This window comes from Vulgatibacter sp. (assembly GCF_041687135.1).
Taxonomy (GTDB): Bacteria; Myxococcota; Myxococcia; order Myxococcales; family Vulgatibacteraceae; genus JAWLCN01.
The window spans coordinates 622,458-634,683 of the sequence record NZ_JAWLCN010000001.1; the positions used below are offsets into that span (position 1 = coordinate 622,458).

Genomic DNA, 12,226 nt, shown 5'->3' on the forward strand with positions numbered 1-12,226 from the left:
CCATGTGCCTCGGTGTGCCCGGCAAGGTGCTGCAGATCGACGGGATGGATGCCACCGTCGACTTCTTCGGCATGCGCAAACGGATCCGCTTGGACATCGTCGACGTGCCGGTCGCGGTGGGCGACTACGTCCTCAACCACGTCGGCTTCGCGATCCGCCGCATCCCCGAGGAGGACGTCGCGGAGACGCTGGCGCTCTTCGACACCATCCTCGGCGGACCCGAACCCGAAGACGACCTGATGGTCGCCGACGTCCTCGGCGAGATCGACGCAGCGGGCGAGAGCCCGACGAACGACTTCCGCAGCACCGGGGGCGCGCCCGACGCGTGTCCCGTCTTCCTCCCGCAGCAGCCGCAGAAGGAGAGCAGCGATGAATGACCTGCAGCAGCTCCGCTTCCGCGACCCCGCGCGCGCCGAGGCGCTGGGCGAGGCGATCCACGAGGTCTGCTCCGAGATCGGCCGGGATCCGATCACGCTGATGCACGTCTGCGGCAGCCACGAGCAGGCGATCGCGCGCTTCGGCCTGCGCACGGGCCTGCCCAAGAATCTCGACGTGATCATGGGCCCCGGCTGCCCGGTCTGCATCACCGATCTGCCCGAGGTGGACGAGGGCGTGGCGCTCGCGCTGCAGGGGGTGAAGGTCTGCACCTACGGCGACATGCTCCGGGTGCCGGGGACGTCGCTCTCCCTCAACGACGCCATGGCCCGCGGCGGCAACGTGGCGGTGGTCTACAGCCCCTCGCAAGCAATCGAGATCGCCCGCAAGACGGAGGAGCAGGTGGTCTTCTTCGCCACCGGCTTCGAGACCACCGCGGTCACCACCGCTGCGGCGCTCCTCGCAGGCGACGTGCCCGAGAACTTCTCGATCCTCTCGGCCCACAAATACATTCCCCCGGCGATGGAGATCGTGGCCACGATGCCCGGCTCGCGGATCGAGGGTTTCCTCGCTGCGGGGCACGCAGCGGCGATCACCGGCAGCGGCCTCTTCGAGCCGCTGGCCCGGAAGCACCGGATGCCGATCGTGGTGGCGGGCTTCGAGCCCCTCGACATCCTCGCCGCCGTGCTCGAGCTCCTGGTTCTGGTGCGCGACGGCAGGAACGAGGTGGCGAACCTCTACCCCCGCTGCGTCTCGGCGCAAGGGAACCTGCCGGCGCAGAAGATCCTCTGGCAGGTCTTCGAGCTGGAGCAGGGCTGGTGGCGCGGCATCGCCGACATCCCCGACGGCAACCTCCGGCTCCGCGACACCTACGCCCATCTCGACGCACGCAAGCGCTTCGACATCGACATCAAGAAGCTCTGGAGCCACGCGCCCCACGAGCTGGCGGCGCAATGCGTCTGCGGCGACATCATGGCGGGCAAATGCCAGCCCACCGACTGCGGGCTCTACGGGACGAAGTGCACGCCGGACGCGCCGGTGGGCGCGTGCATGGTCTCGAGCGAGGGCGCCTGCCGCATCTGGCAGCAATACGGCGGCAGGCCGGATCTCTCGGAGGTGGGGTGATGGGCGAGACGATCGTTCGCAAGGAGGGCGCAGGCGGCAAGGCGATGCGCCGCCTCATCGAGTCGGTCTTCGTCGAGGGGCTGGCCAAACCCGTCGACGGCATCGGCCTCGCCGCCCTCGACGACGGCGCGGCGCTGCGGGTCGGCGACCGGCACCTCGTCGTCACCACCGACTCCCACGTGGTGAAGCCGATCTTCTTCGCCGGCGGCGACATCGGCAGGCTCTCGATCTCGGGCACGGTGAACGACCTGGCGATGATGGGCTGCACCGAGCCGCTGGCGCTCACCTGCGCGGTGATCCTCGAGGAGGGATTCAAGCGCAGCGACCTCGAGCGGATCCTCCGCTCGATGCGCGAGGCGGCGGACGAGGCCGGGGTGACGGTGGTCACCGGCGACACCAAGGTGATGGGCAGGGGGGAACTCGACGGCATTGCCCTGAACACCACCGGCGTCGGATTCGTGCAGCGGCCCGTTCCCGACAACGGCCTGCGGCCCGGCGACAGGATCATCATTACCGGCACCGTAGGCGATCACGGCTTCACCATCCTCACCGCCCGGCACGGGCTCGCGCTCGAGGGCGACCTGCGATCCGACGTGGCGCCGATCAACGGGCTCGTCGCCGCGGCGCTTGCTGCAGGCGGCGAGGACGTGGTGGCGATGAAGGATCCCACCCGCGGCGGCCTCTCCTCGGCGCTCCACGAGATGGGCGGCAAGAGCCGGGTCGGCATCCTGCTCCGCGAGCCCGATCTGCCGGTGCGGGCGGAGGTGCGGGCGGCCTCGGAGCTCCTCGGGATCGATCCGCTGGTGGCAGCCAACGAGGGCAAGGCGGTGATCGGCGTGCGGCCGCAGGCAGCCGACCGGGTCCTCGCCGCGCTGCGGGCCCATCCGCTGGGGCGCGAGGCGGCGATCGTGGCCACCTGCATCGAGGAGCGGCCCGGCAACGTGATCCTCGACACCGGCTTCGGCAAACGGCTCCTCGCCGAGATCGAGGGTGATCCGATGCCGCGGATCTGCTGAGGGGGCCATGCACGAGTACTCGATCGTCGAAGCGATCATCGGGCGGATCGAAGAGGAGGTCCGCAGGCAGAACGCCACCGCGGTCCACCGGGTCGAGATCCGGGTGGGGGATCTCGCCGGGGTGGAGCGGGAGCTCCTCGCCTCCGCCTGGGAGACGTTCAAGGCGGGGAGCTGCTGCGCCAACACGGCGCTGGTGATCCACGGGCGCGCGGCGCGGTGGGGCTGCAGCGGCTGCGACCGGAGGATCGAGGCGGGTGGCGACCTGCAATGTCCAACGTGCGGCGGAGCGGCCCGCCTGGTGGAGGGCGCCGAGCTTCTCCTCGAGCGAATCGAATTGGAGGTGGCCTGATGTGTACCGACTGCGGATGTGGCGACACCGAGCTGGTGCCGGTCGAGGTGCACGAGCGGATCCTCGCCGGCAACGATCGCGACGCGGCCCACAACCGGGCGCATTTCGTCGAGTACGGCGTCTTCGCCGTGAACCTGATGGGCTCCCCCGGCGCCGGGAAGACGGCGCTGCTGGAGGCGACCGCCAGGGCGCGGCCGGGGACGAGGATCGGCGGGGTGAGCGGCGATCTCGCCACCGACAACGACGCACGGCGGCTTTCGGCGGCGGGGATCCGTGCGGCGTCGATCACCACCGGCACCGCCTGCCACCTCGACGCGAAGATGGTCCACCACGCCCTGCACGACGTGGCGCTGGCGGACCTCGATCTCTTCTTCATCGAGAACGTGGGCAACCTCGTCTGCCCGGCGATCTACGACCTCGGCCAGGCGGTGAACGTGGTGGCGCTCTCGGTGACCGAGGGGGAGGACAAGCCGCTCAAATACCCGGTGATGTTCAAGGCGGCGGATCTCGTCCTGCTCACGAAATGCGATCTCCTTCCCCACCTGCAGGTCGACGTGGAGCGGATCCGCGAGGGGCTGGCGAAGGTGATGCCCGAGCCGCGGCTGATCGAGATCGCCGCCACCACCGGCCAGGGGATCGACGAGTGGGTCGCCTGGCTCGAGGAGCGGGCGCTGGCGTCGGGGATCCGCCGGGCGGGCTGATGGCGTACGGACCGGTGCGGTTCCCCGCACTATCGGCGACTGGCGCCGCGATGCGAATCTGCGCTCGTACTCGCGGTCTCGGGAGCCGTGCATGCGCCAGCTCGTCCCCTTCGTCTCTGCTGCTCTCTTCGCCGTCGTGGTCGCTGGCTGTGGCGCAGCGGATCCGATCTGTGGCGACCAGCTCGGCCATGGCTGCGGCGCGGGAACCGGCGGCGGCGGTGGTGACGATGGTGGCGGCGAGGACGACGGCTACGGCCAGCGCTGCCAGGCTGCCTGTGATCACCTCGCGAACTGCGGCGCGGCGCTCGGTGTGAACCGCGGCGATTGCTACAGGGCCTGCCACGCCGAGTCGATCGACGAGGCGACCATCGCCTGCTTCTCCGTGGTGCAGTGCACGCTGCAGGCCTTCTATGCCTGCAACCCGATCCCCGCCAGCGCCGCCTGCGTGGCGGCCTGCGCCCACGTCTACGACGACTGCGGTCATTCCCTCGGCAACCCCGGCTTCGATCGCACCACCTGCGAGCGCATCTGCACCGACGACGCCGATGCGACCGCCGAGCTGACCGATTGCCTCGCGGGCTACGACTGCACCGACGCCGGGCTGCGGAACTGCTTCCTCCTCTGAAGCGTCGCTTCAGCCCGCGCGGTGCCGCTCCGCCCAGCGCTCGAGCAGCTCGCGCTCGCGACCCGAGGTGAGGTCGTTCACGATGGGCACGCCCACCTTTCGTCCCTGCGGTTGCGGCACCTGCTGCAGCCAGGCCCAGGTGTCGCGGGCCGTCTCGGCGAGGGGCCGGAAGCGCAGGCCGTGGGCGATCGCCTTGCGCACGTCCCGGCGCATGAAGCCCTGCGCCTCCGGCGGGATCCAGAAGGGCACGCCGTCCATCGGCCTCGTCCCCTCGGCAGCCAGGAACTCGTGTGAAACCCAGACCGGCTGCGCGTCGCTGCCGAGCGCCGTGCCGAGCGTGCCGAGGAATTCGCCGAAGCGATGGGGCCGCACCGGGCCGGTGGCGTTGAAGGCGCCGGCGGTGCCACGCGCCGCGGCCTCCACCAGCCATGCGGCGAGATCGCGGACATCGATCAGCTGCAGGGGATCGCGCGGCATGCCGGGGGCGAGGAAGGCGTCGCCCGCCGCTACGCGCCGCACCCAGTGGTTGAATCGGTCGACCTGATCCCAGGGGCCGACGATGAGCCCTGCGCGCGCCTGTAGCGCCCGGCCCGGGAAGTGCTCCTCCACCACCTGCTCGCACGCAGCCTTGAGCGCGCCGTAGTCCCGCGGAACGTCTTCGGAGGCGGGGTCCTCCAGCACCGCGAGCGGCGCATCCTCGGCGAGGTCGGGGGTGACGAGGTCCGGGTAGACGGAGAGGCTGGAGACGAAGACGTAGTGGCCCACGCTTCCTGCGAGGAGCGCCGCGCTCTGTCGGACGACGCGGGGGACGTAGCCCGAGGTGTCGATCACCGCGTCCCAGCTCCTGCCGCGCAGGGCATCGAGCCTGCCGTCCCGATCGCCGTGGAGCTCCTCCACCTGCGGAAAGAGGCCGGGCGTCGTACCGCGGGTGAAGGTGGTGACCTCGTGGCCACGCTCGAGGGCGGCTTCGACGACGTGGCGACCGAGAAAGATGGTTCCGCCGAGGACGAGCAGGCGCATGGGGCGACCTCCTGGCCCCGAGCATAAGCGCCGCCCGCCTCAAGTGGAGATATGGGGCACCAACACGGTCAGGAACGTCGTCACCACGACGAAGACGGCGGCGACGACGATCAACCCGCCGCGTGTATGCAGGTCGTCGATCTTCGTCGAGACGCCGGCGAGGAAAAGCGTCGCCGCATAAAGCACGAGCATCAGGACGAAGTTGGTGGCGATCGCGTTGGCGAGCTTGCCCTTCTCGATCGCCGCCTCTGCCTCGTCGGCGAGGCCGGCCGCCTGCTGTGCGGCGAGGGGCCGGTAGGAGGGGAGGAGGAAGGGGGAACCCGGCGGAACCGGCGGCATCCCCGCCTCCTCCTCCACCCGGGCCAGGTCGGCCCACTCCTCGAAGGCGGGGCGGAACTCCTCCCGGAAGCGGCGCTGGAGAAAGCCCGCGAGCCGGCGATCCTCCTGGCTGACGGCAGCAAGCCACTGGGTCCAGAGCGCGACGTCCACCTGCGCCTGCGCCGACGCCCGGGTCGAGGCCCGGAGCGATTCCGCCCGGAGCGTGCCGCCCCGGACGAATTCGATCGCCTGGATGCTTCCCCACCAGGCCGAGCGCCAAGCGCAGAAGGCGGAGCCCAGCGCGGCTAGGCCGAGGATCACCGTGGCGATGATCTCGAGCAGATGCTTCCGGCGCTCGTAGGCGTCGCTGGTGGGAACGTAGGCTGCCATGGCGATCCCCCGGGCGCCCCGGGGGCGGGGCGCGGGGTAGCGATGTGCACGGGACGGCTGCGGTGCAGCCCCTCGGCTCCTCGGGCCTGCGTGCAGTTCTTGCCGCCGACCTTCTCGACGCCCAGAATCGCCTCGAAAGAGGTGTTCGATGCGTCGTTTTCTCCCTGCATTCCTGGTCGTCGCCGCCTGCGCGGGCACACCCGAGGCAGCTGCCACGCCGGATCCCTGCGACACGCTCGAGGGGGCGAGCTTCGCCTCGGCGGAATTTCTCCCCGGCGGTCTCTCGGAGCCGGGGCGCCCGCCGATCCCGATGCGCTGGACCATCGAATTCCGCGACGGCGCCTTCGCCTGGATCTACACCGACATCGCCGAGTCGGGACCCTACACCTGCAAGGACGGCGTCGTGCAGGCCAGCAGCCCAGCCGGCGACCGCGAGGGCAAACTCGAGGGGGACGAGCTCCTCTGGCAGGGGAAGCGCTACGTGCGGGTGGCCCCGGCGGAAGCGCCGGGCCACCAGCACGAGCACGAGTAGCCGCTATTCGGCGGGCGCCGCCGGGACGAGCTCCTGCTGCGGCGCCCCGTCGTCGTCGGGCTTGCGGGCGAAGCGCCCCTGCAAGTCGGCGAAGAGCGAGTACGCCACCGGCACGATGAGCAGCGTGATCAGCAGCGAGAGCAGCTGGCCGCCGACGATCACCTTGGCCAGCGCCGCGCGGGAAGCGGCGCCTGCGCCCTGCGCGATGGTCATCGGCGCCATCGCCGCGATCAGCGTCAGCGTCGTCATCAGGATCGGCCGGAGCCGCGCCCGGTTCGCCTCGAGGATCGCCTCCCGCAGGCCCATCCCCCGCTCGATGAGCTGGTTGGTGTAGTCGACCTGGAGGATGCCGTTCTTCTTCACGATGCCGAGCAGCATGAAGAGGCCGAACGCCGAATAGACGTTCAGGGTCTCGCCGGTGAGGATGAGCGAGAGGAGCGCGAAGGGCAGGGTGAGCGGCAGCGCGAGCAGGATCGTCACCGGGTGGAGGAAGCTCTCGAACTGCGCCGCCAGCACCATGTAGACGAAGACCAGCGAGAGGACGAGGGCCATGGCGAAGTCCGACGCGGTCTCCTCCATCGCCTCGGCGGTGCCCACGAATTTCACGTCGTAGCCCGGCGGCATCTCCAGCCCCTGCACCAGCTCCTTCGCCCGCGCCACCGCGTCGCCCAGCGCCACGCCGGGGGCGGGGTTGGAGGAGACGAAGACCTGGCGCACGCCGTCGAGGCGGAGGATGAGCGTGGGCCCCTTCGCCTCCTCGAGCCTGGCCACGTTCTCCAGCGGCACGGTGCCGCCGCTGGCGGTGCGCAGGGGGAGCTGCCCCACCGCCTCGATCGAGTCGCGGTTGGCGTCCTTCACCCGCAGCCAGACGTCGTAGCGCTCGTCGCCCTCGCGGTAGGCGGAGACGATCTCGCCGCCGACCATGGTGCGCAGCGATTCGGCGACGGTGCGGGCGTCGATGCCGAGGTCCGCTGCCTTGAAGCGGTCGAGGACGACGCGCACCTCGGGGAGGCGATCCGCCGCGGGGCTGAAGACGTCGACGAAGTGGGGATCGCCGCGCATCTCCTTGACCAGCCTGCCCACGTATTCTTCGAGGCGGGGCAGCTCGGGCCCGCGCAGGCCGAAGCGGAGCTTGCCGCCGTAGCCGCCGCCGCCCAGCCCCACGTTGCCCAGCGAGCGAACGGTGGAGCGGAGGTCCGGGTACTTCGAGAAGATCCCGCGGGCGGCGAGCATCGCCTCCTCCTGCGAGACGTCCCGGTCCTCGAGGGGATGCATGCCGACGTAGACCGTGGCGCGCGTCGCCACGCCCGATCCGCCGCGGGTGTCGCCGATCGAAGCGAGCACGTCCTTCACGCCCGGGACCTCGGCGATCTGCGGCTCGATCGCCGCGAGGATGGCGTTGGCCGCGTCGAAGGAGGTGCCGGTGGGCAGCTCCACCGAGACCTCGAACTCGCTCTGGTCGTCCTCGGGGACGAAGTCCTTCTTCACCAACGAAAAGAGCGGCACCGTGGAGGCCACGATGAGGAGCGAGATCCCCACCACCACCAGCCGGTGATCGAGGGACCAGCGCACCATCCGCACGTAGTGCCCGTCGAGCCAGCCGCTGATCCGATCCGGCAATGCCTTCCAGCCGGTGCGCTCGACGTGCTCGACCTCGTGTTTGCCGAGGAAGCGCGAGGCGAGCATCGGGGTGAGCGAGAGCGAGATGAAGAGCGAGACCAGCACCGCCACCGCCACGGTGACGCCGTACGAGGAGAAGAGCCTGCCCACCTGCCCGGTCATGAAGGCGACGGGGAGGAAGATCACCACCAGCGAGAGGGTGGTGGCGGTGACCGCCAGCGCGATCTCCTTCGTGCCGTCGATGGCGGCGCGGAACGCCGGGATCTTCCGCTCCACCATGTGGCGGTGGATGTTCTCGATCACCACGATGGCGTCGTCGATGACGATGCCCACCGCCAGGGTGAGGGCGAGCAGGGTGATGTTGTTGAGGGTGAAGCCCAGCGCCTTCATCGCCGTGAAGGTGGCGACGAGGGACGCCGGGATCGCCACAGCGGCGATGAGCGTGGAGCGGAGCGAGCCCATGAAGACGAGCACCGCCAGCGAGGCGAGGATGCCGCCCATCACCAGGTGGAAGCGCACCTCGTTCGCGCTCTCCTCGACGAAAACCGAATTGTCGCGGAGCACGAGCACTTCGCTGCCCGCAGGGAGCGAAGCCTTCACCAGATCGAGGCGCTCCTTGATCGCATCCGCGGTGGAGACGAGGTTGGCGCCGCTCTGCTTCTGGATGGTGAGGGTCACCGCCTCGCGGCGGTTGAGGCGGGAGACGCCGCGGGGCTCCTCGGTGCCGTCCTCCACCGTGGCCACGTCGCGCAGCAGCACCGGCGCACCGGCGCGGGTGGTGATCACCAGGTCGCCGAAGCCCTTCACGTGCTCCACGCGGGCCATGGTGCGGAGCACGTCCTCGCGGGCGCCGCGGGTGAGGCGGCCGCCGGGGATCTCCACGTTCTGCGCCTGGAGCGCCCGCTTCACGTCGGGGGCGGTGAGCTCGTAGGCGGCGAGGCGCTGCGCGTCGAGCCAGACGTTGACGGCGCGCCTGCGGCCACCTTCGATGGTGACCTGCCCCACGCCGGGGGCGGTGGAGAGCAGATCCTTCACCCGGGTCTCGGCGAACTCGGTCAGCTCCCGCAGCGACTGCGGGCCGCTGATCGCCACCGCGAGGATCGGCGTCGCCTCCGCGTCGAAGTTGGAGACGAAGGGCGGATCCGTCCCCTCGGGCAGGCGCCCCAGCACCGTCCCCAGCTTGTCGCGGACGTCCTGCACGGCGACGTCGGGATCGCGCTCCAGCGAGAAGGTGATGATGATGAAGGAGAAGCCCTCGCGGTTGATCGAGCGCATCTCCTCGATGCCGGAGATGGTGTTGAGCTGCTCCTCGATCGGCTGGGTGACGGCGCTCTCCACCTCCTCCGGGCCCGCGCCGGGCAGGGCGGTGAAGACGGTGACGGTGGGGTATTCGACGTCGGGGAGGAGATCGACGCCGAGCTGCCGGTAGGAGATGAGGCCGAGCACCACCAGCGCCACCGAGAGCATGGTGGCGAAGACCGGTCGCTTGACCGAGAGCTCCGCGAGGTTCATTCGGCGGCTCCCGTCTCGACCACCTGCACCGGGGCGCCGTCGAAGAGGCGGGCGATGCCGGTGACGATCACGCGGTCGCCTTCCGCCAGCGCCCCCTGCACCAGCGCGTCGCCCTCGCGCTTGCGCAGCACCTCGACCTTGCGCTCGGCGGCCTTGCCGTCGGCGAGCACGTAGAGCTTGGTCACGCCGGCGAGCGAGCTCACCGCCGTCTCGGGCACCGCGAAGACCTGCTCGTCGTTGCCGAGGAGGATCCGCGCCCTGGCGAAGAGGCCCGCCTTCAGCCTGCCGTCCTCGTTGGCGAAGACCGCCTCGACCGGGAAGGTGCGCGACTCGGCAGCCACCAGCGGACCGACGCGGGAGACCTCGCCCTGCCGCGTGCCCCCGGAGGCATCGACCTCGACGTCCACGCGCATCGCGCGCTGCACCTCGCCGGCGTAGCGCTCGGCCACGTCGCCCCGCATCTTCAGCGGGTGGGTCACCACCACCACCGCGACCGCCTGGCCCGCCTTCACGTATTCGCCGACCGAGACCATGCGGCGCGCCACCACGCCCTGCACCGGCGAGCGGATCGACGCGTCGCCGAGCTGCTTGCGCGAGAGGCCCCACGCGGCGCGCCTGCCTTTCGCCTGGGCGAAGCCCGAGCGCGCCTCCTCGAGGGCGCTCTGCAGCGCGGCGTCGGCGACCCGCTCCCTGGTGGCCAGCGCGTCGAGCTCGCCCTGTGCGAGCAGGCCGCGCTTCATCAGCTCCTCGCCGCGGACGAGGTTCCGCTTCGCCTCGGCGAGATCCGCCTCGGCCCGCCGCACCGCCGCGTGCTTCTCCGGCTGGAAGTGGTCGAGACCGTCCTGGCCGACGCCGAGGCGCGCCAGCGCCTGCAGGTAGTCGGCGTGGGCCTGCTCGTTGCGCAGCCGCAGCTCCGAGGCGGCGATCTGCACCAGGGTCCCGCCTGCGTCGACCTTGTCGCCGAGGTCGGCGAGGATCTTCTCCACCCTGCCGTCCACTTCCGCGGAGACGGTGATCTCCTCGGCGCCGCCGAGGGTGCCGGTGAACTCCACCAGCCGCTCGACCTGCTCCGCCGCCACGGGCTTCACCTGCACCGAGACGGGACCGCCCTGCTTGCGGCCGCCGCCGTCGGCGCCGCCGCCGGAGCAGGCGGCGAGGAGGATCAGGGCGAGGGCGATCGGGATCCAGCGAACCAAGTTTGCCTCCAACTCCAGAGCACGTGCTGTGAGCGCCGGCGCGCCGCCATCCTGCCTGCAGCGCCGGCCTCGCGTCGACGAGCGGCCTGCCGGGCGTTCGTTCAGGGAATGCCGCTCCACCTGCCGAGGAGCCGCTCGAGCTGCGCCGCCGCCACCGAGACGTCGAGGGCGCTGCGCACCCGATCGGCCCTGGCGCCGGCGAGCTCCGCCTGCGCGTCGGCGAGCTCGAGCACGTCGCCCAGCCCCGTCTCGTAGCGTCCTTCGGCGAGGCGCAGGCCTTCCGCCGCGGCGTCTTCGCGGCGCTGCGCCGCCTCGAGCCGCGCCCGCGCCTGGTGGAGCGAGAGCCCGCCCGACTCGCCCTCGAGCCGGGCCGAGCGGCGCTGCGCCTCGAGCCGCGCCTGCGCCGCCTCCAGATCCGCGCGGGCGGCGCGCACGCGGCCGAGATCCGCGCCGCCGGTGATGAGCGGCACGGTGAGCTGCACGGTGGCGGTCCATCCCGGCCCCAGATCACCTGGGTCGATGCCGCGGAGCCCCAGGGTCCCGAGGGCGGCGAGCTCCGGGTACCACTCCGCCCAGGCGGCATCGAGGGCCTGCGCCGCCGCCTCCACCCGCGCCCTGGCGGCGACGATCTCCGGCCGCTTCTCCACCGCTGCGTCGAGGGACGCCTGCAGCTCGGAGGGCGATTCGAAGCCGCGGGGCGCCGGCGCCACCAGCTCCGCCTCTGGCGGCAGCGCCGCGAGGCCGCAGGCGTTGGCGAGCTCCGCCCTGGCGATGTCGCGGGCGTTCTCCGCCTGCACCAGCGCGTAGGCGGCGTTCGCTACCTCCACCTCGGCGCGGCGCACGTCGTATTGCGGCCTTAGGCCGACCTCGGCCCGGGCCCGGGCCAGGTCGAGGTGGGCGCTCGCCCGGCGCTCGGCCTCGGCGAAGGATTCGACCAGCTCGCCTGCTGCGACGGCGGTGCGGTAGGCAGCCTCCGCGCCGATGTCGACGAGCTCGGTGGCGAGGATCGCCTCGGCCGCCGCCGCCTCCTCGAAGGCGACCGCCGCCTGGTGGGCGTTGAGCGTCCTGCCGAAATCCCAGATCTGCTGGCGGAGGGTGAGGCCGAGGCCCCAGAGCTCGAACTCCGCCGGGCCGAAGACCCGGCTGGTGGAAGAGACCGGCGATCCGCCGCCGACGCCGCCGCGGCCGGCGGTGACGCCGATCGATCCGCGGGAGGCGAAATAGCTCGCGTCGCCGACCACCTGGGGCAGGAAGGGCGAGAGGGCGATGGCGGAGCGGGCCTTCGCGGCGGCGGCCTCGGCGCGCGCGGCGGCGAGGGTGGGGTGGTCCTCGCCGGCAGCTGCCCTGCATTCCTGCAGGGTGAAGGGCGCCGCAACCACGGGTGTAGGGGCGAGAGAGACCGCCAGCAGAGCGGAGAGGATGATTCCAGCGCGCAACGACGACTCCG

At 71.3% G+C, this 12,226-nt stretch carries 12 protein-coding genes; 7 read left to right on the forward strand and 5 right to left on the reverse strand.

Going from position 1 to position 12,226, the window contains the following annotated elements; all coding sequences use genetic code 11:
* The first annotated feature begins 2 nt into the window (after nt 1–2).
* The 6 genes from ACESMR_RS02850 to ACESMR_RS02875 all read left to right on the forward strand — a co-directional run bounded on the left by ACESMR_RS02850 (nt 3) and on the right by ACESMR_RS02875 (nt 4,191).
* On the forward strand, nt 3–377 hold the full coding sequence (locus ACESMR_RS02850; RefSeq protein WP_373044871.1) for a HypC/HybG/HupF family hydrogenase formation chaperone: 375 nt from the start codon (nt 3–5) through the stop codon (nt 375–377).
* Nucleotides 370–1,500 (forward strand): hydrogenase formation protein HypD, encoded by a 1,131-nt coding sequence (hypD, locus tag ACESMR_RS02855; RefSeq protein ID WP_373044872.1) that lies wholly within the window; start codon nt 370–372, stop codon nt 1,498–1,500. Before ACESMR_RS02850 ends, hypD begins: the two co-directional genes overlap by 8 nt.
* On the forward strand, nt 1,500–2,516 hold the full coding sequence (gene hypE / locus ACESMR_RS02860) for a hydrogenase expression/formation protein HypE (RefSeq protein WP_373044874.1): 1,017 nt from the start codon (nt 1,500–1,502) through the stop codon (nt 2,514–2,516). Before hypD ends, hypE begins: the two co-directional genes overlap by 1 nt.
* 7 nt (nt 2,517–2,523) lie before the next feature.
* Nucleotides 2,524–2,865: a hydrogenase maturation nickel metallochaperone HypA gene (locus ACESMR_RS02865; RefSeq protein WP_373044875.1), complete on the forward strand. Its 342-nt coding sequence runs from the start codon at nt 2,524–2,526 to the stop codon at nt 2,863–2,865.
* Nucleotides 2,865–3,566: a hydrogenase nickel incorporation protein HypB gene (gene hypB / locus ACESMR_RS02870; RefSeq protein WP_373044877.1), complete on the forward strand. Its 702-nt coding sequence runs from the start codon at nt 2,865–2,867 to the stop codon at nt 3,564–3,566. The genes ACESMR_RS02865 and hypB overlap by 1 nt, the downstream gene beginning before the upstream one ends.
* Nucleotides 3,567–3,657: 91 nt before the next feature.
* Nucleotides 3,658–4,191: a hypothetical protein gene (locus tag ACESMR_RS02875; RefSeq protein WP_373044879.1), complete on the forward strand. Its 534-nt coding sequence runs from the start codon at nt 3,658–3,660 to the stop codon at nt 4,189–4,191.
* Nucleotides 4,192–4,200: 9 nt separating this feature from the next.
* Here the strand turns inward: ACESMR_RS02875 and ACESMR_RS02880 are convergent, their stop codons facing one another.
* A complete protein-coding gene (locus ACESMR_RS02880; protein ID WP_373044881.1) occupies nt 4,201–5,211 on the reverse strand; it encodes an NAD-dependent epimerase/dehydratase family protein in 1,011 nt (336 codons plus the stop codon).
* A 39-nt stretch (nt 5,212–5,250) separates the two neighbouring features.
* Nucleotides 5,251–5,919: a hypothetical protein gene (locus tag ACESMR_RS02885; RefSeq protein ID WP_373044883.1), complete on the reverse strand. Its 669-nt coding sequence runs from the start codon at nt 5,917–5,919 to the stop codon at nt 5,251–5,253.
* Between the two features lie 148 nt (nt 5,920–6,067).
* On the opposite strand from ACESMR_RS02885, the gene ACESMR_RS02890 reads away from it, so the two are divergent.
* Nucleotides 6,068–6,451 carry a hypothetical protein gene (locus ACESMR_RS02890; protein WP_373044885.1) on the forward strand — a complete coding sequence of 128 codons (384 nt, stop codon included), beginning with the start codon at nt 6,068–6,070 and terminating at the stop codon, nt 6,449–6,451.
* A gap of 3 nt (nt 6,452–6,454) precedes the next feature.
* Here the strand turns inward: ACESMR_RS02890 and ACESMR_RS02895 are convergent, their stop codons facing one another.
* The 3 genes from ACESMR_RS02895 to ACESMR_RS02905 all read right to left on the reverse strand — a co-directional run bounded on the left by ACESMR_RS02895 (nt 6,455) and on the right by ACESMR_RS02905 (nt 12,215).
* Entirely contained in the window at nt 6,455–9,583 is a 3,129-nt protein-coding gene (locus ACESMR_RS02895; protein WP_373044887.1) for an efflux RND transporter permease subunit, read from the reverse strand.
* The gene (locus ACESMR_RS02900) at nt 9,580–10,779 is read right to left on the reverse strand and encodes an efflux RND transporter periplasmic adaptor subunit (protein ID WP_373044889.1); all 1,200 of its coding nucleotides are present in this window, start codon (nt 10,777–10,779) and stop codon (nt 9,580–9,582) included. Before ACESMR_RS02900 ends, ACESMR_RS02895 begins: the two co-directional genes overlap by 4 nt.
* A 101-nt stretch (nt 10,780–10,880) precedes the next feature.
* Complete coding sequence (locus tag ACESMR_RS02905) at nt 10,881–12,215, reverse strand: TolC family protein (protein WP_373044891.1); 1,335 nt, start codon at nt 12,213–12,215, stop codon at nt 10,881–10,883.
* Nucleotides 12,216–12,226 lie beyond the last annotated feature (11 nt).